Source organism: Myroides odoratimimus (genome assembly GCF_001485415.1).
Lineage (GTDB): Bacteria > Bacteroidota > Bacteroidia > Flavobacteriales > Flavobacteriaceae > Flavobacterium > Flavobacterium odoratimimum.
Window position 1 is genome coordinate 33,866 of sequence record NZ_BCMQ01000001.1, and the last position, 24,508, is coordinate 58,373.

Here is a 24,508-nt window from a genome sequence, read left to right on the forward strand (position 1 = left end):
TGAGGTTGCCTAGGCAACCTCATTTCTTCACTTAAATTAAATATAGATTAGCTCATTCTTTTGAATGACTTCCTCTTAACATCAATTTCGAAATCTCGAAACAATTCTAACAATCCAATTGTAGACTTGATTAGATCATCAGTCTCAAATAAAATAGAGAAGTATAACTTACTATTTTTAGGACTTGTCTCTGTCGTACGAATACGAATGATTTGTTTCTGGATTAACTTATCTACAGTAGCGATTAAATCATCTTTTTCCTGTAGGATTTCTTCTATCTCAGAGAATTTTTCTTCTGTAAATAATATGATTACTTTATCGAATAATACTTGAAGCTTTTTATCTATTAGTTTTAAATCTCTAATTTGATTAAACTTCAGTTTCTTATGGTTATTGTCAATATGCGTATAACTATTCTGAGCAATAAAATTGATAGACTTAATCATATCTTGTAGATACCCTAGTGTCAATACATAGAATTTACTTGCTTCTACAGAAGTTTCATCTAGATTTTTAATAAAGAAGTACACATTACCACGTAAGTTATCCACTTCTTTTTCTAGCTTCTTAAGCTGCTTTCTACTTTTCTTTAATTCTGTCAATTCTTGCAGAGCCACACCATCTATCACCGAAGTATATAATTCATTTGCTCTTGTAATCACATTAGCGATTTGAGAAGAACTTTCTGAAGCTACCCCTTGGATAGTCATAATATCAACGCTATCTAACTTCGCTTCATTATCTGCTTTTTCTTTTGTCTTCTTATTATACATTTTATTACTTCTGTATAATAAAATTCCCACTAGAATTAACATTCCTACTAAAGCGTAGATCTCTCCTATTTTTAATACATAAGCGATCACAAAAGAAGCAATAAATGCTACAATAGCTGTTACGAACCAACCACCTATCACATTAAACACCCCTGCTACACGATACACAGCTGAGTCTCTATCCCATGCTCTATCCGCAAATGATGTACCCATCGCCACCATAAAAGTCACATAAGTAGTTGATAGTGGTAATTTCATAGAAGTACCGATAGAGATCAAGATACTCGCCACAATAAGGTTCACTGAAGCACGTACCATATCGAATGCTGGTTCATCCTTTGGAGTTCTACTCTTTGGTTTCTTAGGAATCTCAAAGCGCTTATCCATTTTGAGCTGTAGTGATTTTGGCAAGAAGTAATTCACTCCCATACCGATTAACACCATACCTCTAACGATAACCTTAGACAGAATATTAGGTGAGAATTTCTCCTCTGTACTTCCTGTATCTTGTCTTGCCAAGCTCATTTCTGTCTCGATTACATTCTTCGCTTTCTTAGATGTCCATAAAGTATACACCATGATAATACCTGCAATGGCTAAAAAATAGAAAGGAGCAACTACACTCTCTTCTGCTAACTTATGCATCATATAAGTATCAGGAGACTGACCCGATGCCATAAAGAACTCAAATGATTGGAATGCTGCAATAGGCACACCTATAAAGTTCACTAAGTCATTACCTGCAAAAGCCAATGCTAATGCAAATGTTCCGATAACGATAATTACTCTAAGTATATTTAACTTAAAGATACTCATCAGTAATTGAGAGAATATAGTCCAAAACACTAAACTAATCCCTATAATAGTTAACTGATTATCTCCAATCCAGTTACTAGTTTCTTTTGTAATAAAACTTGCACCTTTTAATCCTTTTACCAAGATAAAGAAAGTAATAGCAGTAATAGCTACCCCTCCGAATATCGCTCCGAAGTATTTTAACTTTTGTTCCACTTGGAAGGTAAAGATCAACCTAGAAACGTATTGTACTAAAGTACCTAACGTAAAAGAAAGTATTACTGACAGTAATATACTGACTACAATCTCGGTGGCCTTCTCCGTATTGATATAATCTGGCAACATAGACCAGCTATCGTTATTAGATACGATTTTGATTACAGCAAGACATACTGCAGAACCTAATAATTCGAAAACAATAGATACTGTAGTAGATGTTGGCAACCCTAAAGAGTTAAACACATCCAGAAGTAGTACATCGGTAATCATCACCGCGAGGAAGATGACCATCACATCATTAAAGGAGAACATACTAGGGACGAATATACCACTTCGGGCTATCTCCATCATCCCTCCTGAAAATATCGCTCCTACTAGAATACCTAGTGAAGCTACAATCATAATTGTCTTAAAAGTAACCGCTTTTGAACCCAATGCTGAATTCAAGAAGTTCACCGCATCGTTACTTACTCCAACAGTTAAATCGATAATAGCTAATACCCCAAGGGCTATAAGCATTACAATAAAAATCTGTTCCATTTATAAATTCTATTTAAATTAAGTGTGCCGCAAAATTGATTATAATAATTCATACCTATGTTAACTTAACGTTATTAATCCTTCAGCTTCTTTTTATAGTTAAAATACATTTGACTACTTTTGTTAAGCAACAACAATATCATAATCTCATCATGAATTTATTACACTTAGAATCAAGCCCTTATTTATTACAACATGCCAATAACCCTATTTATTGGAAAGCGTGGAATAAGGAAACTTTAACACTAGCTGAGCAGGAAGACAAACTTCTTATTATCAGCATAGGATACTCTACTTGTCACTGGTGTCATGTTATGGAAAAAGAAAGTTTTGAGAACCAAGAGGTAGCAGATCTTATGAATCAACATTTTATCTCTATCAAGGTTGATCGTGAAGAGCTTCCTCATCTAGATAACTTCTATATGAAAGCAATCCAAATTATGACAAAACAAGGAGGATGGCCTTTAAATGTTGTTTGTTTGCCTGATGGTAGACCAATATGGGGAGGAACTTATTTTAAAAGACAAAATTGGATAGATTCTTTATCACAGTTACATCACCTGTACAAAGAAAAACGCGATACTGTACTAGATTTCGCAACACAACTACAAGAAGGAATATCTATTCTAAGTCAAGCACCTATAGCACAAGAGGAATCTAGATTCAATACAGACCTTGTATTAGAGAATTGGAAAAAGAGTTTTGATTGGGAATATGGAGGGTATACACGAGCGCCAAAGTTCATGATGCCTACTAACTTACTATACTTACAGAAAAAAGGAGTATTACACCGAGATCAACAACTATTAGAATACATAGACCTTACGTTAACTAGAATGGCATGGGGAGGTCTATTTGATACAGTAGAAGGTGGTTTCTCTAGATATTCTGTCGATCATAAATGGCATATTCCTCACTTCGAAAAAATGCTTTATGACAATGCACAACTGTTATCTGTATATGCAGATGGATATAAACGTACTCACAATAAACTCTACAAAGAAGTTATTGACAAGACAATTAATTTTATTACTAACAATTGGGCTAATGGTGAAGGAGGATATTATTCAGCACTAGATGCAGACAGTTTAGACAGTCACAACCAGCTGGAAGAAGGTGCTTTCTATATTTGGACAATAGAAGAATTAAAAGAATTAGTCCAACAAGATTTCCCTTTATTCAGTACTGTATTTAATATCAATTCTTTTGGACATTGGGAGAACAACCAATATGTATTAATCCAAACCCGTGAATTAATAGATATCGCTAACGAGAATAATATCCCTCTTGAAGACTTAGAAAATAAAAAAAAGCAATGGGAAACAGCTCTAAGACAGTATAGAGCGAATAGACCTAAGCCACGCCTAGATGACAAAACACTCACTTCGTGGAATGCTATGTACATCACAGGATTATTAGATGCATACACGGCTACTCAAAACACAGCTTATCTAGAACAAGCTAAAGCATTACACCTATTCATCCACAATAACCTATGGTGTGAAGAGCGTGGACTATTGCGTACGTATAAAGATGGAAATGCCAAGATAGAAGCTTTCTTAGACGATTATGCCTTTTATATACAAGGATTAATTTATCTATTTGAACACACAGAAGAACAACAATACATCACAGAAGCCAAAAATCTTATGGACTACTCTTTAGACCACTTCTTAGATCACGAGAGCAAGTTCTTTTATTTTAGCAAGCATAACCAAGAAGATACTATTACACCAGCGATAGAAACAGAGGATAATGTTATCCCTTCTTCTAACGCGATTATGGCTATAAATTTATACAAACTCGGTTTGCTATACGAGAATAGTTACTACAGTGATCTCACAATTAATATGACGAATACTGTACTCTCTACTGTTGATTATCCTTCAGCATACTCACATTGGCTATTGCTACAACTATATTTAGAGCAACCACTTGAGTTAACATGGGTGGGTGCAGATGCTCTTCAACACAATCTATCGAGAAGAGAAAACATAATAACGAGAGCTTCTGTATTCTCAGTATCCTCACCATCGACTGTCCCTTACTTAGCTAAGTATACACCTACAGAAGAGACTTTACATTATATTTGTATAGAGAGAGCGTGCTTAGCACCTGATACAGATCATACACAGATAGATAATTATACTTTATAAAATATGCAAAAATTAGATACTTTATTATCTAGATACATTGAAGATATTATTACCTATATACCTGAGATAGTGACTTCACTTATCATCTTAGGTATAGGTCTATGGGTTATTCGCTTCTTACAGAGATTAGCAAAAAGAATATTCTTAAAAAAGAATATAGACCCTACTTTCTCTAGCTTTATTCTAGATGTATTAATCTGGGGAATGCGAATACTCTTATTTGTTATCATCGCCTCAAAGCTTGGTATACAAACTAGTTCTTTTGTAGCCATTATTGGTGCAATGAGTTTAGCCATTGGTCTTTCATTACAAGGATCATTGAGTAACTTCGCTGGAGGTGTATTAATTATTCTATTTAAACCATTTAGAATAGGAGATATTATAGAGGCACAGGGAGAAACAGGTAAAGTACTAACCATACATATCTTCTCCACTCAGGTACTAACTTATCAGAACAATATAGTGTATATCCCTAACGGAGTACTATCTAATGGTAAGATTAAAAATATTACACAGAACAACCTTAGAAGAGCTGAAATAGCAGTGCAAACAACTCTACTTAAAAACACAACAGTCTTTATAGAAAAACTACAAGAGGAGCTAGATTCCTATGACAAAGTACTTTCACAACCAAGACCTAGAATATTAATCAGAGAGTTATTAGATACTAAGATTACGTACACCGTACAGATATGGGTAGAGAATGATAACTTTACCGTTGCTACATCTTATGTACTCTTAAAAGCGAGAGAAATTAGTGATGCGCTATAATAGATAATTATTCAATAAATAAGGGCTGCTAATTTATAGATTAGCAGCCCTTATTTATTATTATTTATTTCTTCTTTTGAATGAGAACAAAGTCTTTAAGATAGAAAGGCTCAAAATAAGCCACATCCACAAACTCTTCTTTCACATACTTATCATAAGCCATCACTCCCATTTCACTTGCAGAAGGATATGTAATCTCAGGATAGTACATAAAACCTTCCGTACCTAATGTTTCCTTACACTTCATTGCTCCATCCCCTATCAGATGTAATTTTGTTCCTTTATATTGATTAAAAGAGTTTTCATCAATAACGATTGCCTCTATTTCACTTAATTTATTATACTCTTTATCAAAGACTGCGGAGAACACTTCCATACGTCTAGCATCTAGCATTGGTACGATCAGTCCTTCTGTCACCTCCACCTGTCTTGCTAATATCTCTAAAGTGTCTAATGCTATTAAAGGAATCGACAATCCATAACAAAGCCCCTTCACTGAAGATACTCCTATGCGCAAGCCTGTATATGACCCAGGTCCTTGACTAATCGCTATAGCCGAAAGATCTTTTAAAGTCTTGTTATTCTCTTTTAATATTTCTTCTACAAAAACGTGTAGCTTCTCAGCATGAGAGAAATTCTCTTCTGCTATCTCCTTACACGCTATTACTTCACCAGTCACTGATAATGAGACAGAACAGTTCTTAGTAGCTGTCTCAATAGATAAAATCGTTATCATTATTATTTTTTACTTTCTACTTCTACTTTATCTCCATGTTGAAGGATTCTACTTACAGTCGAATATGGCCCTGTAATAATCACATCCTCAGCATGAAGGCCTTCTATTATTTGAATATTCGAGTCGTCTTTTATTCCAGTTTTCACAAATTTAAGCTTTGCTGTACCGCCATCATTAACGAATATAGCTTCTCTCATAAGCTCTTTATCGAATATCTTCTTTCCTTCTGTTTTATTCATAACAGTATCAGTAGGTGTTTTCATTACCACAGCACTAATAGGTACCGCATAAATATCATTCTTAACATCAGTAATAATATCTACAGCTGCAGTCATACCTGGTCTAAATGGAGAGTAATTCTCAATATCCTTTTTTACCAAGTCTTGGTATGATTCTGCTAAGATTTTAATCTTTACTTTAAAAGTCGTTACCTGATCAGCTGATACTGTCTGATTAGAAGCAGAATTAGAAATACTAGTCACTACACCTCTAAACTCTTTTTTTAGATAGGCATCTACATTAATTCTTGTCTCATCACCTAGTTTCACTTTTACGATATCATTTTCATTAATATCGACTTCTACCTCCATTCCACTAAGGTTAGCCACTCTTAAAATCTCCGTACCTGCCATCTGTTGGGTACCTAACACTCGCTCTCCTAACTCTACATTCACTCTAGAAATCGTACCATAAGCTGGTGCGTATATCGTCGTTCGAAGAAGATTAGCTTTTGACTCTGCTAGTGCAGCCCTAGAACTCTCTACATTATAATAAGCAGAAGATTGAGCTGCTTTAGCCACTTCATACGTTCGCACTACTAGATCCCATTCAGAACGCGAAATCACTCCCTTGTCATACAATCTACTATTTCGATCATAATTAGATTTAGCCTCTTTTAACTGAGCTTCAGCCTGTGATAATCCAGCTTTACTCGTCGCTAACATCGCCTCTACTCTCTCCATAGCAGAAGTATATAAGTCTGGATTAATTACGACTAATAGATCTCCCTTATTAACGACCTGTCCTTCTTTGATTGGCAAATTTATGATTTCTCCAGATACTTCTGAAGATATTTTAATCTCTATTTCGGGTTGTATCTTTCCTGTACCTGATACTGTCTCGATAATATTCGTCTTTTCTAATTCTATCGTTTCTACTTTAGTACGATCTTCTTCTTTACCGAAAACAAACTTTCCAATAAGTAAGACAGCCACTATAAGGATACCAACTACTATGATGTATTTTTTCTTCATCTCTCTAATGTTTAAAAAGTGGGATACCAAAATAATACTCTAGTATCTTGGTTTTAAAAATGTATTCATATTTAGACTTTAATAAATCTGACTGTGCCGTCACAAATAAAGTCTGATTTTGATTTAATTCAAAGATATTAATTAAGCCAACAGAATAACGCTCCTTTGAGTACTCTAGAGACAGCTTCCTTGCTTCAAGACTTGCATTACTAGCCTCATACTTCTGATAAGCACTCTCCGTATCTGTATAAGCCTTAAACACGAGCTGCTCTAAATTCAGTGCAATTACCTCTCTTTCATTCTCTATCTGTTGTAGCGTAAGTTTTTTTAATTTGATACTATTTCGAGTAGAGAAACCATTAAAAATAGGTATCGTTAGACTTAAACCAAAATTCGAATTAAAGTTATCACTAAACTGATTGAAAAAAGAATTAGGCCCACCGTATACAGCCATACTATTCTGTCGCAATACACGCTGATTAGATCCTTCTACATACCCTACTTCAGAAGTAGATTCTAATAAGCGATTTTCTACTAATCGATCTTGGTAATTCATATTCGTACCTAGATTATAAAATGCTTGTAGAGTAGGGCTATAAGCAGACTTAGCTATACTTACATCTTTTTCTGCCATCAGCACATTCGTTTCTGCTGTTTTGATATCTGTCAATACTTCAGTAGCTCTATTAGTAATATCTTGAGGGCTATAGCTAAGCATACTTGACTCTGACACTTCATAATCCGTATCTACAATATCAAAAGATTCATAGGACTTGATTTGAAGCAATTGAGCTAAGTTTAAACGAGCCATCACTAATTCATTCTGTGAAATAATTAATCGCTGTGTATCTATAGCCACAGTCGCTTTGGCTTCTAACAAATCACCTGCTGGTACAACACCTTCATTCACTAACTCTTGCGTACGCTCCTGCTGACTCTTGTCATATTCTAATTGCGTTTGATTCGTCTTTACCAATTCTTTATTAAACAAAATCTGCAAATAAGAATTAATCACATTCAACGCAATATCCTCCTTCATCTTTTGCAACTTATACTGAGAAGCTAGATGTGATAATCTAGCCTTGACCAACATATTCTGTTTCTTCAGTCCTCCGTATAAATCTACTTTCATACCCAGACCTAAATTTGTCGCTTGAATAGTCTTACTATCTACCATACCTGTTAACTGATCTGGCTGATCTGCGATAGTCCATGAATGACTTCCGGTTAAATTGACATTAGGCATGAAGCTGCCTATCGCGATATCCTTATTAATCTCTGCGCTTTGTTCATCTAACTCATACTGCTTAATACGAATATTATTCTCTATTGCATAGTCAATACACTTCTCTAATGACCATAGAGTACGTTCTTGTCCTTTCACAAAAGAACAATATAAACCCAGTACTATACAAGTACCTTTTAGAAAGTAGCGATTAACCATATTCGATATACTCTTCTGAAATTAATAATTAATTATAACTCAAGTATAAAGTAATAAAAAAAACCGCTAATAGTAGCGGTTTTCTGTTATGATTTTGTACTTTTTTTGTTTTTATATACTCTATAACTAAAATACATAGCAAAAGCAACAAGCAAATACGGAAATATCATTAGGTACACTATTCCGTCGTTTACAGCTTCTGCTTTCACTCCTCCGTCTTCTGTCTCTAATGTAGCTCGACACATCGCACACTGAGCAAATGCCTCACCCGAAAAGAAAAATACAGAAAACAGTAGACCCCAAACTAACTTTTTCATCATTACTTAATTGTATTAGTTAATATAATAAGGCGAAATCATCAAGTAAACGATAACTCCTGTCACAGCTACATACAACCACATAGGGTAAGTAATACGAGCTAACTTTTTATGTCTAGCATAAGATCCAGAAATACCACGTACAAACGTGAACAAAACAAAAGGAATAATGATAATAGACAATAAAATATGGGTAATCAAAATAAAGAAATAGATAGGACGTATAATTCCCTCTCCTCCAAACTTCGTCTCAATAGAAGTCATGTGATAAGCCACATACATCGCTAAAAAAGCTACTGAACATGCAATACACAATTTGATTAAACGCTCGTGTAATTGCTTATTTCCTTTTTTAATAGCCATTACTGCCCATACTAATAATACAGCGGTAAGTCCATTAATAGTAGCGTAGATTGGAGGTAAAAATGATAACGGTTTTACATCATATCCTAGTTTCTGTAGATTAACTCCAAATAGGATAGCTACTACCACAGGTATTGCGATAGAAAGTATCCATATCCACTTATTGTACTTTTGTTCAATATTGTTTTCCATTTTAATAATATTATTCTTCTAATAATGCCTTTATATCCTCCTTTAACCAAGCAACACCTTCATCACTGGTCCCATCGTAATAAACTACAGGATTACCATGCTCATCTTTACGAGAACGAATATTCCCTTCCTTATCTATCAGGGCAAATAAACCTGAATGTTCAAAACCACCTGGTGCATCAGGATTAACTCCTGTGTATAAATTAAACTTCTTCGCTAAATCATAAATATACTTAGCATCTCCCGTCATCATATGCCAATATGGATTCTTCACTCCTAATCCTTCTGCATGAGTATGTAGAGCCTCTACAGTATCACGAGTAGGGTCTATCGTAATAGAAGCAATACCAAAATCTAATTTTCCATAGAATGTATCTTGTATTTTCAACATATTCGCATTCATAATAGGGCAGATAGTAGGACAGTTAGCAAAGAAGAACTCTACTAAATATACTTTCCCTTTATAATTATCATTGGTAATCGTCTTATTATTGTGATCCACTAATTCAAATTTAGGTGCAGTACCTATAATTTCTAAATCAGCTTTCTCAAACTTTTTAATAATCTTAGGCACAGCCCAAATTCCAAATATTAAAATAATAAGTGAGATCCAGATATACGACTTGTCTTTCATATTATTCGTTTGTATTAATTCGTTTATATTTTTTTAATGCTAATCGATACTCAGCCAAAAGCACTTTCACATCATCCATCATATCATTATTTAACTCTGCTGCTGATATTGTTGAGTAACCTTCCTTATACTCATAATTCCCTATTTTATTCTCTCCTTTACGTCCACGTACATTTCGGTCTTTATCCACTAGATAGACATTGCTACTTGCTAAATCACTATCTAACTTGCCAACAAGACCCAATGAATTAAAGAACTCTTGTATCTCCTCTGGTTTTAAGAATAGATAATTCCAATTAGACATATCAGATATCGGGCTCAACTCATCTACTACCTTCTGAGCGGCTTCCTCACTTCCATAAGGCAATACCATCACTAACTGAAAATCTTCAAAATCTTTATATCGTTTATATATCTTCTGATTTAAATTAAAGGCATCTCCTCTATCGCGGAACAAATGCGCTCCTGGAAAACCTAATACAGTAATCTTACCGTCTAAAGAAGGCATCTTGTCCAAGGACGAAGTTCCATTTGGAAAATCCTGAACACCTTCAGTAATTATAGGCAAACGCTTAAATTGATTAACACCTGTTGCAAAGAATAAGTATGCACAAATAGGCATCACAAACAGCAACGTTAGAATTAAATATTTTTTCATTTTTACACAATGTTGACTAACTAACAAAAATAAAAAAAGGCGGTCAATAAACCGCCTTTAAAATATATAATAATATGTTATTAAAATATCCACTTATATTGTGAGTTTTGGAATACATCGAAGATGTAATTACCTTCTGTCAACACTAAAGTGATTAAATAAACACATAAGAAAGTAAGAACTCCTGCTACAGACCATCTGAATGCTGATTTCTCTTGTTCTAAGTGCATAAATGCCCACATAATGTAGTATGCCTTAACAATCGTTAAGATAATGAAGATATAGTTCAATAAACTTAATCCAAAAATATGTACGTGGTGTAGAGATTCAGGTTTAATAATACCTAAGATAACCTCTACTAGAGTAACTACAGACATGATTACGAATACTGTCCATATTCTCTTTGTATTTGAATGATGTGCTCCTTCTGCTGCCATTTTACTTTATTTTTAAAATTAAACTAAATAGAAGAATGTAAATACAAACACCCATACTAAATCCACAAAGTGCCAGTATAATCCTCCTTTTTCAACCATTTCGTAAGAACCTCTTCTTTGGTAAGTTCCTAATAATACGTTGAAGAAAATTACTACATTAATTAAAATCCCTGTAAATACGTGGAATCCGTGGAATCCAGTAATGAAGAAGAAGAAATCTGCGAATACTTTATGTCCGTACTCATTGCGGATTAAGTTAGCTCCTTCTACTACTAATACAGCATCTTCTAAACGTTTAACTGATTGCTCTCTAGTTAAAATTTCTTTGTGCTTAGCATCTGTAGTTAATTGAGTTCTAATTCTTACGTTAGGATTAGCTTCAAAACCTGCTTTTACTTCTGCTAAAGAATATGTAGGTGCATTCTCTCCTTTTACAAACCAAGTAGCTTTAGCTCTTGTTAAAGTAGCCTCATCTCTGTTTGGATCTACTTTTGCAAAATCACCTAATGCAATCTGTTTACCATCTTCTCCTACGAACTGTAAGATAGATCCTCCACGAGTCTCTACTGCTCCGTAAGTTCCGTTAATAAAGTTTTTCCACTCCCATGCTTGTGATCCTAAGAATACTAAACCTCCTATGATCGTTAAGAACATGTACACTGCTACTTTATTCTTTTTCATTTGATGTCCAGCATCTACAGCTAATACCATAGTAACTGAAGAGAAAATTAAAATAAAAGTCATCAATGCCACATAGAACATCGGCGCATCTACACCGTGTAAAAATGGAAAGTGATTAAATACTTCGTCCGCAATCGGCCAAGTATCCATGAATTTGTAACGAGTAAACCCGTATCCTACAAGGAATCCACAAAAAGTTAATGAATCTGATAATATGAAATACCACATCATCATTTTACCATAGCTTACTTTAAGAGGCTCATTTCCTCCACCCCAAGTAGTTTCTTTAGTAGCTGCTGTAGTAACTGTCGCTCCCATAAAATGTTGTTAGTTATAAAGTTTTCAAATTTAGTTTATTTTTTTTATTTAAAGAATGTAAAAAATAAAAACAAATAAATCCACAATAAATCCAAAAAGTGCCAAAACCATGCACACAATTCAATTCCAATATATTGCTGTGAATTATACTTTTGTTTAAAATGATTATAAATTACATACAATAGTGATAAAACCCCTCCAGCTAAGTGAGCGATGTGCACTATTACGATCACATATAAAAATGATGTGGTAATCGTACTCTCACTCCCAGTGAAGAAATATCCCATAGATATTACCTCATTAAAGCCTTTGAACTGCAAAAAAACGAATAACAATCCTAATATCAAAGTAGAAACTAGATAAGTAGTTGTTTTATTGCGATCATTTTGTTTTATAGCCTTATATGCTAAGTGCATAGTAACGCTACTTATTGCGATTGCTAATGTACTATATAAAAAAGAATTTGGCAATTGAAACTCTGCTAACCAGTCTGGACGTGACTTACTTACTACATAAGCACTCGTTAGACCAGCGAAGACCATCATAATACTACCTATCCCGAAAAGCATCATCACCTTTAATGCCTTTCCTTTTCTTTCGTATTGTTCTTGAGCTGTTATATCCATTTATTGTTATCTTAAAATTTTATCAAGTATATAGATTATCTGTATTAACGAAATATACGTCACACTCACTAACATCAGTGAACGTGCTGCCTTATCTGTTCTTTTCTTATACAGTTTTATTCCTGCCCATAACATCCATAATCCTGCTAATAACACTAGCACAGCTGATACAGGTGTTAGGTATAATCTACCTGTAACTCCAAATGCAGGGAATACAGACGCAATGATTAACCAAATCGTGTATAAGATAATCTGTGTCGCAGTCTTAGAATCCTTCTCTCCTGTAGGTAACATAGAGAATCCTCCCTTTTTATAGTCGTCATATAAGAACCAACCAATAGCCCAGAAGTGTGGGAACTGCCAGAAAAACTGAATAATAAATAATGTTCCTGCCTCTATACCAAAGTTATTAGTAGCCGCTACCCATCCTAACATGAAAGGAATAGCACCTGGGAAAGCTCCTACGAAAACTGATAGAGGGGTAATAGTCTTTAACGGTGTATATACACTCGTGTACAAAAAGATAGAGATAGCACCGAACATAGCCGTCTTAGGATTCACTACATAAAGGATAGCGATACCTAATACTGTAAGCGTACAAGCTAAAATAAAAGCTGCACTAGGCTTAACTCTTCCAGACGCGATAGGACGATTCATAGTACGAGTCATCTTCGCATCTAGCTCTCTCTCTATAATTTGATTAAATACATTAGAAGCACCTACCATACAGTATCCTCCTATAGCAAGAGCTAGTACTGTAAGAATGTCAATACTTCCTAAATCGGGTATAGCTAAAAAGTAACCAGCTATGGTAGAAAAAACTACGCTGAGTGCCAACCCCATTTTAGTCATTTCTTTAAACTCCGTCAACACAGAAGTTGACGTATTTTTTTCAGACGATAAATTCAAAGCTGTTTTCATTTGTTTTTAATGATGTGCAAATATAGTTCAATTTTTAAAACAATACCTAAAAACAAACGTGACAGCCTTTAATATAACCTTTTTTTAAATATCCTCAGTCTTTAGTGTTCTAAAAAAAAAACATTCAAATAAATCAGCACTTTCACAAAAGAAACATTGATGATAATCACAAACAACTAAGATTGCTATGACTATCAAAACGAATTAAATATGTTTTTTAACAATTCTTACACTTATACCAATAGCTACTAAGTCAATTTAATGCAATTCACAACCAAAATAATACAACTTGTATTCTTCTCTTTTTCTAAATTCCAACACTAAAATATAGAAACACAAGGATAATCCTCTTCAAAAAACAAAGCCATAAAACACATCCAATGTTATCTACTTTCTGACTTAGAAATAAAAATTCTACAAGGCATTATAGTTATTCAACAACAATAAAATAGAATGCAACCATCTTATCAAAGTAATCCTGATAACAAAACACCTTTTTAGAAAAAATACAACGCTATTCATTCCAACATTAATACGCTATGCAGCTTTATTATCAATTCAAAAACAGGCTTAAATAAACAGCATTACAAAAAAAACAATAATCTACTTATTTACAACATCTTAAACCTTTCTAATCGGCAGTTATCGCATAGTGGTCGCATAGTGTTGCCATACTGCTCGCATATTTTTGGCTAGTTTTAATGCTATCACTACCCTATCATTATTCCATAACCATCTCATCGTACCCATAATGATTCCTTATGCATATACGATATTATAACCCTCTTCGCTATTTCTAATTAAAAACAATAAGTTTAAAAGCTTATCTAAACATTCAATGCACTTATCTAATACTTGTGATAAAACTCCTTAAAACCGCAAAAAAGCATCTCACAACAAGGCACAAAAAAAGAGCATCTAGTTTAGATGCTCTCATATAGAACTAAAATGTAATCTTAGTAATTATCTACTGTACCTGATCCGTCAACAATGATCTTAGCAGAAGAAGTTCCTAGACGTTTCACTCCTAAATCAATTAATTTGATCGCGAAGTCTTTATCACGTACTCCTCCAGAAGCTTTTACAGGTAGAGGCCCAGCGTTCTCTAACATTAAAATCATTGCTTCTAGTGTAGCACCATTCGGTTTACCACCTTCTGTTTTATAGAATCCTGTTGAAGATTTCACAAACACTTTCTCATAATCTTTCTCATTGAACTTCGATAACACCACATTTTTAATCAATGCTGTTAACTGCACAATTTGATTATCTGTCAAAGCAGCAGTCTCTATAATCCACTTCACTACTTTTCCAGCATCAAGACCTAGCTTCGTACACTCTGCTACTTCTTTTTTTACTTGTTCTACTTCTCCTTTTTGGAAAGCAGTATAATCAACTACATAGTCAATCTCATCCACCCCATCAGCAATGGCTTGTTTAGCTTCAGCTAACTTCGCCTCTAGACCGCGGTTCCCTTCTGGAAAATCTATAACTGTACCGATCGCCACCTTTGAGTTAGCAGCATCCACCATTTTTCGTCCCATCTTTACTTGGTCAGGGCGAATCATTGCTAATTTAAATTTCTCATCAATTGCTTCTTGAATTAAATCAGCTACTACCTGATTATTTTCTACTTCAGTTAAACCAGCTTGATCAGCTAATTTTAAATAAGTAGAATCCATAAATTCCCTTAAGTCTCTCATAATCTAAATATATTTAAAACAAAAAAAATGACCCCATGATGGGGTCATTTTTAAATCTTATTTCTTTCTTCTAAAAAGAGTCAAACATAGTAATACCCCAAATAAACTACCTAGACAGTTTGCTAATTCGTCAGCCCATTCTGCACTTCGAGAAGAAGTGAAGTAATACTGTAATAACTCTACAGTGCCTCCCATTAAACTAGCAATAGTAAAGATAAGAATACTTACCCAAATTCTAGACCTATTTGGCTTACTTTTCACTAAATATACAAACCAAATTATGGAAAATACAAAATAAAAAGTAAAATGTGCTACTTTGTCTTTATATGGGATATCAAATCTTGGTGCTTTTGCAATAGTATCACTATCCAACAGGCAACCTGCTAATACAAGACCTGTCCATAGTATTCCTAATACAAAAAAAGTTTTACGCCCCAATCAATTCTTTATATTGTGCATCTGATAATAAAGATGATACTTCATCCATATTAGACACTTTTACTTTAATCATCCATCCTGCTCCGTAAGGATCAGTATTCACTAACTCTGGCTCTGTATCTAAGCCTTCGTTAAACTCGATCACCTCTCCTGACAATGGTAAGAATAAGTCAGAAACGGTTTTTACTGCTTCTACAGTTCCGAAAACTTCATCTCTATCTAAAGTTTGATCCAATGTCTCAACTTCTACATAAACGATATCTCCAAGTTCTCTCTGAGCGAAGTCAGTAATTCCAATTGTAGCAACATCTCCTTCGATAGCTACCCACTCGTGATCTTTAGTGTACTTTAAATTAGCTGGTATATTCATTATAATAAGTTTTTAGCAAATGTATAATATTATTACATAATGTGGAACCAATATCCGTTAATTTCCAAAATTATATCGCATTGTAAAACCTGCTCGAATATTCGTGATTGGATACATAGTCGAAATAACGGCTTTAGAGAATGAATGGTCATAGAAGAAGAGCGCTGTAAGGTTCTTACTCAACATATAGTCTGCTGACAATTTCAACGACCACATATTTTGTCCTCCACCAGTCTGGCTATTTCCATAGTCTAGATAGCGCACTACCGTCTCTCTCTTCGTCAATGTGAAGTCTGCCTTAATATTAATATCACTAGCGATTCTTCCTCCCATTCCATTGTTAGCATACATCGAGTTAAACCCTACGTCTTTGACACGGTACCCCAATCCTAATACAAAGTCATTCCCATTCGTCTCTGTCAATAAATTATTGTCAAAGCTCAACGATAGCATTCTATCTTTTCTCATCTCTAAAGACATTCTGATCGAAGATTTTGTCTCCACTTCAAAACGGATTAAAGGATTAAACTGCTCAAATAATGTAGCATTGTTTACAACATATTCACTAGGGTAATTACCATATTTATTTACTTCATTCGGAGCTTTATAATACTCCGTATTATAACTGTAAGACCCCAATGTATAAGAGGCTCTATATCCATGGTTAATAGAGAAGTTCTTGAAATTATCTTTAAACCATCCTATTCTCATCAGTCCTCTGTACTTCAAGTTCCAGTTAGGCAAAGGCATTCCTTTAAACAAACCTGTCGAAACCTTATTCGCATCTTTACCTGTATACGCCGCCACAAAAGATGGTAATAATACAGACTGACTTCCTTTACTATACCCGATAGGGAATCCTTCTCTATCTAAGTTGGCAGGATTGGTAATATCAATACCACGCTCTACAGCTAATCTATTTGCTACGATAATACGATTATCCAACATTCTGTCAAAAGTAGCTGAACTCATTAAATCACTACTAGAGAAAGCTGTACTTAACATCACCGTAGACATACTGAAGTTTCCATAACTATAAGGTGCTTGTCCTATATACTCATTGTTCTCTACCACGAATTGTTCTGAATAGTTATCAGACTTCATACGTTCAGCATAAAGATCAATAGTCAAGTCAGGTATTAAAGATATTGAAGCATTCAGGTTAAGTGTCTTATTACTAATCGTAGTATAAGGTTGATTCATCTCTGGGTAATCTGTTAAATACCCTTTACGAGCAGCATCATATCTAATATCTGCTTGATTACCGAATACGAACCCTAAATCAGGTTTAGACGTACCAAAGAAACCTACAGTAGGTAAGAAACCTGGTAACATCGTACCACTATTCTCAGAATAATTAATCTGGATATTCTTTACAGATGTTAATACTCCTATTAATAAATCTTTCGTAGCAGTACCAAATGCAGATGGCTCCCCTTTCTCCTTCTTGTCTTTTTTCTTAGTATCTTCTTTCGCTTGTACTACTTTCTGTCCAGGAACGATAGTTGCTTTTTTCGCTTTAGAAGGCGTTCTTCTGCGATCAGAGCTTTTCACCAACCCTAAATAACGATACAAAGTCTCCATACCTAAAGTAGTATTCAGACGTTGTGTTCTCGCATTCTGAATCGTGTTCCCCAAAGAATAATTAATACCGTCTATGTCAATATTAGAATAAGCGTCTGATGCACGTTGCCAGTTAAAGCTACCTGTATAAGCATAGTTAGAACGGATAAAAGACAATACTGGAATCTTACTAAAAGGCAATTCATAATTCACTGTTAACTGCTGTGTAAACTGATTAGGCTCACCAATATTAAAGTAATCATCCCATATTGTATTCGTATTATCTACGATTCCATTTACACTGTCATAATAGTTTCGAACGATATTATTACTACCTCCGATATAACTTAGACGAAGAGATTTAGTCAAGTCAAAATTGAATCCAAAGTTATAGTTAAAGAAATAATTTCTTCTATACAATGGATCTAAACCTATCCCTTCTACATCTATTAGTCTAAACTCTTGTCTATTATACTGACGCATAATATTAGAACTAAACGATATATTAGTCGGTAGATAATTAAAGTTAAAGTCTCTCAATAGTCCCCAATATTGCCCTTTCATAAAACCGATGTTTTTAAAAGGCTCTACAGACTTCGTTTCGAAAGCATAAGTATAATCAAGTGATGATCTCACTTGTTGTTCTAACATTGACTCTATTTCAAAATCGTGGTGTCTCACCTCATTATACGAGTGAGATACTGTAATATTCTCTATATCATAGATACGATTCTTTTGTTCTGGTCCTCTCTGCTTATTAACACCAATAAAGTTTATACTCTTACGCTTCGTGTAGTCCATCGCTCTCTTCTCAGCCTCTTCTGCCTCAGCTGATGTCTTCGCTCCAGACTTGATATAACTAAGCTTTAAATCAGGATTCATCGGATCGTACTCAGGCGTAATAAACTCTTCACTGATAGCATAATTAAATGGCAGTGTGATTCCCCAACGTTTAGGTAACAGTTGTCCTAAGTTTACGTTAGTCATTACACTGTACGACTTTCTATCTTCACGACTACGGTCATGAGGCCCTTGTTCTAATCCACCAAAACCAATAGTAGACTTCATCCCTGTCAAAGAGATATTAGCAAAGTCTGCTATATTAGCATCAACTGTAGCTGTAGCTGCCCATCCTCCTTTATTATCCATATCTGACATACGTAATTCATCAAACCAGAACTCTCCTGATAAGGCTTCTGCTCCTGGCGAGATATTACGTATCCCTATCATCATCATCCTTACTTTTCCAAAGTTTGGATTCCCTTTTATACCAAGTCTTACTTTATTAGGCTTATCTCCAGCACTTGGATTTAACTCCTCTTCATTTACATAAAATATCTTAGAACTGTCAAAACCAGGACGAGATACTTCTCCCATCTTCATCACTTTTAACTTTGCAAGTAAGTCTATAGGAAGATTTAGTTCATTCTCTTCCGGCCAAATCGCATCAGGGTTAGTTTCTCCACCATTTGTTATTTTTAATGGTATCTCTACTTCATAGAAGTTCTCAATAACATCACTACCTATACGGATGAATGCTGCCATCTCATAATCTTGTAAACGTCTCGATGCGCCACCTTCTAAAGACTCTCCATGGATAAACATTCTCAGTTTTTTATACTGACGCATGTCTACATTAAAGATCTTAAATACTCCTCTAGCATCATTCGAAAGTAAACCTGAAGGATAAGCATTTAAATCTTTTGGATATATCTTTAATGAAAGTGATTGTTCATTCTGATTAATCAATGTATTATTCATATAAACCTGTTCTCTTCTTACTCCAGGAGGAGTTACGTAAGGAATAGGTTTACGATCATAATTATCTGTTAGATTCACAGAAGATACATCTATTCCTGTATTAGAGTATTTCTCATCATTAGTCCCTGAATTATCTTCTATGAGGTTTCTGTCATATCGCTTCCAATCCGATCGAACTAAGTTTAAAGTTCCAAAACGAAGTGTTACTTGTTTCTCGAAACCTGTAAGATACATTCTCATAAACTTCATTGATCTCGTATCTTCTATAGCTCCTACTTTTTTCCCTTTAGTATCAATTGGGATTTTGTACTGAATCCATCTTACATCAGATACAGATCCATCAGGTAACTGTACTTTAGTTTCTCTGACATCTGTAACATATTTATCACCTACTATAGTGTTAGGCTTCACTTTTACCTTATACTCAAAGTATGCATCAATAGTATTCATGGTATTATCCCCATCAATATCTTCTGCATCAGGCTGATTATTTCCTGCTCTCCCACCGCCTGCTGGGCTATTATTTTCTAAACCATTATAATCTCTATAACGCTCTAATATTCCACCTTGAGCATCTAAATAATGTACAAAGTTATCTGCTGCTGGATCACTAAATCCTGCAAAATCTTTAAAGAAAGCTCTTTCTTCTTCATCATTTAAACCATCAAGTCCAACGTCTTGTAACCTTCTATTCTCTGCATTATTATCAAATGCATAAACTAATGAAGGAGCTGAAGGTACTTTCCCCCAAACAGTATTAATCGTTGTTACTGCATTAGCTCCTGTATCAGGTAGTCCATTCTCATACTGCTTATGTCCATCTCTCAAAATATCTTCAGAGATAAAACCTAAGTTTAATCTAAGCTCTCCTGTATTCTGAACAGTTAATGCATCACCACTCTTTCCTACATACGGATCCATTACCCAAAACTCTACAAACTCAATATTCGCTTGTTCAAAGTTCGTAGTCGTTAAACCACGCATAATACCTGCCCAGTTTTTTCTAGGTGTTAAAGAGCGAGGGTTCGTTAGATAACTTCTATTAAAATTATAAGGTCCTCTCTCCTCTGGATAATAAGTCAAGTCTAGTGTATTAATCACTCGACTCTCTCCATAAGCAATATCTTTGTCAGGGAATAACTCTTCACTGTAAATCCTACGTGTTCTATTAGATGATAAATCATACTCACTTACCCCATCTGGTTTGCTCCCTACATAAAATGTTGGATCAATAGAATACCATGACATCTTAGATCTTCTATATCCATCCTCTAGAGAATATGCTGGCAAAGCTACATCCACCTTATCTCTATCACTATCTATTTCATTCAATCCATGGAATCCTACTGGTACACTCGATAACTTCCATGAGAGAGGGGACTTAACATCAATAATAGATTGCATTCCTTCAAAATCATCAATGTAAGAAGTTGCTTCACCATTCATCTGATCTAATTTAGAGGAACCTGGTTTTAAATAAGCAAATTCTCCTCTAAACGAAACTCTAGATTCTACATCTGTATCTATATTAGGTAACTTATTAACCATTCTAGTTAAGAAAGGTACTTCAGTAGAATACTGTGCATTCAATCCCCAGATTGTATTATTCACAGCTTCTTGACCATAACTCGACTTATGAGTAAATGGACGTTCTGACATCTGTAAGAATGTACCTCCTAATATAAAGTCTTTGCTAAACTTATGTTCTACGTGCATTCCGAAGAAACGCTTAGTCTGCTGACCAAACATCGTATTATTCTCTACAGAAACTTCGATCGGTGTATTAGATGCTTGTAGTCCTGGATCTAATATCATCACTCGACCTCTACTGTAATCTACTGTATAATCTACTCCTTCTACTAATACCCTACCTGCTGCTCTTACAATAACTGATCCTGGAGCGACATTAAATGATCCAATAGGAATACCTTCTCCCATTGAACTAGAGAATTTCCCTTTTAACTGGAATTTATTCTTCTCATTTTGGCTTCGTAGAGCTTCTGCTTTAGTAGTACGATACATACTTCTAAAGACATACTTTGATTGGTTTTTATTATATGAACTAGATTCGTTATAATCTTCACTTAACTGATTAGCCGAAAGCTTTTTAAATAAGTGCTCTCCAAAAGGCTCAACAGTCGTAAAAATAATACGACCATACATTGGGTCTATCGTAATCCCATCAAATGTATTGCTGTTGTATTGGTTATTATTATTTCCGTATCCTCCACTGTTGCCATACCCTCCATTATTCCCGTATCCGCCGTTATTTCCAAAACCACCATTGTTTCCAAAGCCTCCATTATTACCGCCATATCCTCCATTACCACCATAGCCACCATTGTTATTATTACCATAACCATTATTCATATTACCTGCATTAGTAGGATCAAACGTGTTTTGCATTCCTCCATTAGGCAAAAAGTCAAAGAAACCATCTCCCCCTTGCTGAGGGTCATTCGTATAATTCAATCGGTCTAAATGGAATACTTTTAATAATGGTGTGCGCTCTACATCTGGAGGCAATGGCTTCCCATCCACAGAACTAATATAATTCAGTGGACTCGGATCTGTATAAAGAATATTGAATCTAAACTTATCTTGTGAGATATACATCGCATTCGGAATCTGATAGATATTCTTCATCATCAGTTTCCATACTGGCTGCCCTACTAAAGTAAAATTACTTTTTAATAGCTTCAGAATAAGCGATTGACTCTGTGGCACATCTGGGTTTGCCTCATCTACACCAGGAGGCAATACCGTCATACCTCCATCTGTACCAAACTCCCCCACTTGATATATCTTATCTCCAATAGAGTACTGGAACGCTACAGCAAGAACTTCATCATTAGAAAGTTTTTGTTGTAATGATATGTATCCTAACTGAGGATGGAATGTAAACTCATTGGCACTTAACTTACGTGCTCCCTCTAAACGTACAAAATCTCGTCCTTCTTGTACAGATACATTAAATCCACTTGCACCTGATGTGTTTAATCGAATAGAGGAATTTAAATAATTACCCCCAATGTTTCCTGGGTCATATTGGTTATTCGCATTATCAGGATATGCATTAGGCACTCCATTGATAGTAAAGAAATCAGGCTCAGGCTTAGAAACAACATCTGCATTAGGTCTTCCTAATTTATTCTGTCCTTCTCCTAAATCCTGTATAGCTATAATATTACGTGCATTATTACCTGTTTGATTAACGCGTCCATATCGATTCGTTATCCATACTTCTACACGGGTAATTCTTACTCTACTTTTTATAAAAGGATATTTCTCTAAAGCCTCATCATAGTTATTTCTAAAATAATGAGATAAAAAGAAGTGTCTATCCTCATCATAATCTAACGCATCTAATTCGAACTCTTCTAATGTTCCTGCACCGTCAGCACGAATAGAAGTCGTCTGAGACTTCTGCTCTGAGAATACTCCTGTAATAGTGGTTCTACCGAATTGTAATTCTGTCTTTACCCCAAATAAACTCTGTGCTCCTCTAACTAGCGAACCACTAATAGGCATACTTACATTACCTACTTCTACTTTACGTACGATATCATCTTCGTCTGGTGCGAAAGATAATTTCATCATATTCTGGAAGTCAAAAGTAGCCTGGGTATCATAATTAATATTCACAGCTAGTCTAGTACCTACCATTCCTTGTAATCCCATACTAATGCGTTGATTAAAATCAAACGCCATATTCTTACGATTACGCGTAGATACTACAGGGTTATCTTGTTTACTATAACGAACTCCCATATCAAACTCTACAGATCCTGTAGGTTTAACATCAATAGTATTCGATCCAAAAATAGTACTGAACAACTTCGAATTCACATAATAACGTGGTAACATATCACGCTTGATCTCTTCGTTCTCCTCACGTCCATGCATTACATTAAATCGCTGCTGAAAATACTTACGCAACTCTGCACGCATAATAAGCTCTTCAAACTCTTTACGAGTTAATACAAGAGGATAATTGACATTAAATCCGTCAAAGGTTTTAGTAAAGTAGTAACTATCCGTTAAAGGATCATAGGAGTATGCTTCCTTAATAAGATTAGGATCAGGTATGACAATTTTCCCAATATCATATTGAGTTTGTAAACTATCAGCTACTTGTTCATCTGGATCTTGAGCATACATCCCTTGTACGCTCAAAAAAAGAACAACTAGCCAAAAAAAAATTGACTTTGATATAGGAAATTGCCCCCTCAAAATTTATAAGTTTTTTAAAGCTTGCTTAATGATGAATTCAACAGATGCATCAGGTGTTTGCTTCATAATCTTATCAACAACTTTCTCAGCTGATTTACGTACAAAACCTAATACCTCTAAAGCTGATAACGCTTCATCTGCATTTGTATTGTTAATAACAGGAGAAACTTCATCAATATTATACAATTTTATTACCTTTTCTTGTAAGTCAAGTATAACACGCTGAGCAGTTTTAGCACCAATCCCTTTTACAGACTGGATTGTTTTTACATCAGCAGAAGCAATAGCTTGTAGAAGCTCTTTAGGAGCAATAGATGAAAGCATATTACGCGCAGTATTACCACCAATACCAGAAACTGATATCAATAGTTTAAATAATTCACGTTCTATTTTATCTATAAAACCGAACAGAGTATGTCCGTCTTCTTTTATTTGTAGGTAAGTATATAATCTCAAATTTTCTGAGGAACCAATTTGAGAAAAAGTATGCAGGGAAATATGGATAAGATATCCTACTCCCCCGCAATCTATTACCACTTCTGTGGCTGTTTTTTCTACTAGGCGTCCTTGAATATGTGCTATCATTATTATATCAAATTTTACTTC

General features: G+C 34.8%; 19 protein-coding genes. 2 read left to right on the forward strand and 17 right to left on the reverse strand.

The genetic code is table 11. The annotated features are described in order from the left end of the window. Positions 1-47: 47 nt before the first annotated feature. On the reverse strand, positions 48-2,327 hold the full coding sequence (locus MODO_RS00160) for an inorganic phosphate transporter (RefSeq protein ID WP_006257336.1): 2,280 nt from the start codon (positions 2,325-2,327) through the stop codon (positions 48-50). Positions 2,328-2,479: 152 nt separating this feature from the next. Between MODO_RS00160 and MODO_RS00165 the strand changes: the two genes are divergently transcribed. Together MODO_RS00165 and MODO_RS00170 are read left to right on the forward strand one after the other, a co-directional pair. After that, the gene (locus MODO_RS00165) at positions 2,480-4,483 is read left to right on the forward strand and encodes a thioredoxin domain-containing protein (RefSeq protein ID WP_036496592.1); all 2,004 of its coding nucleotides are present in this window, start codon (positions 2,480-2,482) and stop codon (positions 4,481-4,483) included. Positions 4,484-4,486: 3 nt separating this feature from the next. Then, positions 4,487-5,254 (forward strand): mechanosensitive ion channel family protein, encoded by a 768-nt coding sequence (locus MODO_RS00170; RefSeq protein WP_006257338.1) that lies wholly within the window; start codon positions 4,487-4,489, stop codon positions 5,252-5,254. Between the two features lie 64 nt (positions 5,255-5,318). Here the strand turns inward: MODO_RS00170 and tsaB are convergent, their stop codons facing one another. The 16 genes from tsaB to ruvA all read right to left on the reverse strand — a co-directional run bounded on the left by tsaB (position 5,319) and on the right by ruvA (position 24,487). Continuing rightward, on the reverse strand, positions 5,319-5,990 hold the full coding sequence (gene tsaB / locus MODO_RS00175; RefSeq protein ID WP_006257339.1) for a tRNA (adenosine(37)-N6)-threonylcarbamoyltransferase complex dimerization subunit type 1 TsaB: 672 nt from the start codon (positions 5,988-5,990) through the stop codon (positions 5,319-5,321). Positions 5,991-5,992: 2 nt separating this feature from the next. Further along, entirely contained in the window at positions 5,993-7,243 is a 1,251-nt protein-coding gene (locus MODO_RS00180; protein ID WP_006257340.1) for an efflux RND transporter periplasmic adaptor subunit, read from the reverse strand. Between the two features lie 4 nt (positions 7,244-7,247). Beyond that, positions 7,248-8,627 (reverse strand): TolC family protein, encoded by a 1,380-nt coding sequence (locus MODO_RS00185; RefSeq protein ID WP_230456706.1) that lies wholly within the window; start codon positions 8,625-8,627, stop codon positions 7,248-7,250. Positions 8,628-8,773: 146 nt separating this feature from the next. Beyond that, entirely contained in the window at positions 8,774-9,007 is a 234-nt protein-coding gene (locus tag MODO_RS00190; protein WP_006257342.1) for a hypothetical protein, read from the reverse strand. Positions 9,008-9,019: 12 nt separating this feature from the next. Beyond that, positions 9,020-9,559, reverse strand: coding sequence for a DUF420 domain-containing protein (locus MODO_RS00195; protein ID WP_006257343.1), 540 nt, complete (start codon positions 9,557-9,559; stop codon positions 9,020-9,022). A 10-nt stretch (positions 9,560-9,569) separates the two neighbouring features. Continuing rightward, entirely contained in the window at positions 9,570-10,193 is a 624-nt protein-coding gene (locus MODO_RS00200) for an SCO family protein (RefSeq protein WP_006257344.1), read from the reverse strand. Position 10,194: 1 nt separating this feature from the next. Further along, positions 10,195-10,815 carry a hypothetical protein gene (locus MODO_RS00205; RefSeq protein ID WP_006257345.1) on the reverse strand — a complete coding sequence of 207 codons (621 nt, stop codon included), beginning with the start codon at positions 10,813-10,815 and terminating at the stop codon, positions 10,195-10,197. A 116-nt stretch (positions 10,816-10,931) separates the two neighbouring features. Next, positions 10,932-11,288, reverse strand: coding sequence for a cytochrome C oxidase subunit IV family protein (locus MODO_RS00210; protein WP_006257346.1), 357 nt, complete (start codon positions 11,286-11,288; stop codon positions 10,932-10,934). 18 nt (positions 11,289-11,306) lie between these two features. Next, entirely contained in the window at positions 11,307-12,287 is a 981-nt protein-coding gene (locus tag MODO_RS00215) for a cytochrome c oxidase subunit 3 (RefSeq protein WP_006257347.1), read from the reverse strand. A gap of 44 nt (positions 12,288-12,331) precedes the next feature. Beyond that, positions 12,332-12,913, reverse strand: a complete 582-nt coding sequence (locus MODO_RS00220) for a cytochrome c oxidase subunit 3 (RefSeq protein ID WP_006257348.1) — start codon at positions 12,911-12,913, stop codon at positions 12,332-12,334. Positions 12,914-12,919: 6 nt separating this feature from the next. Next, complete coding sequence (gene cyoE / locus MODO_RS00225) at positions 12,920-13,834, reverse strand: heme o synthase (RefSeq protein ID WP_006257349.1); 915 nt, start codon at positions 13,832-13,834, stop codon at positions 12,920-12,922. A 956-nt stretch (positions 13,835-14,790) separates the two neighbouring features. Further along, positions 14,791-15,537, reverse strand: coding sequence for a deoxyribose-phosphate aldolase (gene deoC, locus MODO_RS00230; protein WP_006257350.1), 747 nt, complete (start codon positions 15,535-15,537; stop codon positions 14,791-14,793). Between the two features lie 57 nt (positions 15,538-15,594). Further along, entirely contained in the window at positions 15,595-15,975 is a 381-nt protein-coding gene (locus MODO_RS00235; protein ID WP_006257351.1) for a VanZ family protein, read from the reverse strand. Continuing rightward, the gene (gcvH, locus tag MODO_RS00240; RefSeq protein ID WP_006257352.1) at positions 15,965-16,345 is read right to left on the reverse strand and encodes a glycine cleavage system protein GcvH; all 381 of its coding nucleotides are present in this window, start codon (positions 16,343-16,345) and stop codon (positions 15,965-15,967) included. Before gcvH ends, MODO_RS00235 begins: the two co-directional genes overlap by 11 nt. A 57-nt stretch (positions 16,346-16,402) precedes the next feature. Continuing rightward, positions 16,403-23,902 carry a T9SS outer membrane translocon Sov/SprA gene (sov, locus tag MODO_RS00245; RefSeq protein WP_006257353.1) on the reverse strand — a complete coding sequence of 2,500 codons (7,500 nt, stop codon included), beginning with the start codon at positions 23,900-23,902 and terminating at the stop codon, positions 16,403-16,405. A 3-nt stretch (positions 23,903-23,905) separates the two neighbouring features. Beyond that, positions 23,906-24,487 carry a Holliday junction branch migration protein RuvA gene (ruvA, locus tag MODO_RS00250; protein WP_006257354.1) on the reverse strand — a complete coding sequence of 194 codons (582 nt, stop codon included), beginning with the start codon at positions 24,485-24,487 and terminating at the stop codon, positions 23,906-23,908. Positions 24,488-24,508 lie beyond the last annotated feature (21 nt).

What these genes read in the sequence shown, in the direction of transcription:
- MODO_RS00180 (WP_006257340.1), bottom strand. Translation starts at nt 7,243, where the DNA reads ATGAAGAAAAAATACATCATAGTAGTTGGTATCCTTATAGTGGCTGTC.
- MODO_RS00195 (WP_006257343.1), bottom strand. Translation starts at nt 9,559, where the DNA reads ATGGAAAACAATATTGAACAAAAGTACAATAAGTGGATATGGATACTT.
- tsaB (WP_006257339.1), bottom strand. Translation starts at nt 5,990, where the DNA reads ATGATAACGATTTTATCTATTGAGACAGCTACTAAGAACTGTTCTGTC.
- gcvH (WP_006257352.1), bottom strand. Translation starts at nt 16,345, where the DNA reads ATGAATATACCAGCTAATTTAAAGTACACTAAAGATCACGAGTGGGTA.
- deoC (WP_006257350.1), bottom strand. Translation starts at nt 15,537, where the DNA reads ATGAGAGACTTAAGGGAATTTATGGATTCTACTTATTTAAAATTAGCT.
- ruvA (WP_006257354.1), bottom strand. Translation starts at nt 24,487, where the DNA reads ATGATAGCACATATTCAAGGACGCCTAGTAGAAAAAACAGCCACAGAA.
- MODO_RS00160 (WP_006257336.1), bottom strand. Translation starts at nt 2,327, where the DNA reads ATGGAACAGATTTTTATTGTAATGCTTATAGCCCTTGGGGTATTAGCT.
- MODO_RS00165 (WP_036496592.1), top strand. Translation starts at nt 2,480, where the DNA reads ATGAATTTATTACACTTAGAATCAAGCCCTTATTTATTACAACATGCC.
- MODO_RS00220 (WP_006257348.1), bottom strand. Translation starts at nt 12,913, where the DNA reads ATGGATATAACAGCTCAAGAACAATACGAAAGAAAAGGAAAGGCATTA.
- MODO_RS00170 (WP_006257338.1), top strand. Translation starts at nt 4,487, where the DNA reads ATGCAAAAATTAGATACTTTATTATCTAGATACATTGAAGATATTATT.
- MODO_RS00205 (WP_006257345.1), bottom strand. Translation starts at nt 10,815, where the DNA reads ATGCCTATTTGTGCATACTTATTCTTTGCAACAGGTGTTAATCAATTT.
- MODO_RS00200 (WP_006257344.1), bottom strand. Translation starts at nt 10,193, where the DNA reads ATGAAAGACAAGTCGTATATCTGGATCTCACTTATTATTTTAATATTT.
- cyoE (WP_006257349.1), bottom strand. Translation starts at nt 13,834, where the DNA reads ATGAAAACAGCTTTGAATTTATCGTCTGAAAAAAATACGTCAACTTCT.
- MODO_RS00210 (WP_006257346.1), bottom strand. Translation starts at nt 11,288, where the DNA reads ATGGCAGCAGAAGGAGCACATCATTCAAATACAAAGAGAATATGGACA.
- MODO_RS00190 (WP_006257342.1), bottom strand. Translation starts at nt 9,007, where the DNA reads ATGATGAAAAAGTTAGTTTGGGGTCTACTGTTTTCTGTATTTTTCTTT.
- MODO_RS00215 (WP_006257347.1), bottom strand. Translation starts at nt 12,287, where the DNA reads ATGGGAGCGACAGTTACTACAGCAGCTACTAAAGAAACTACTTGGGGT.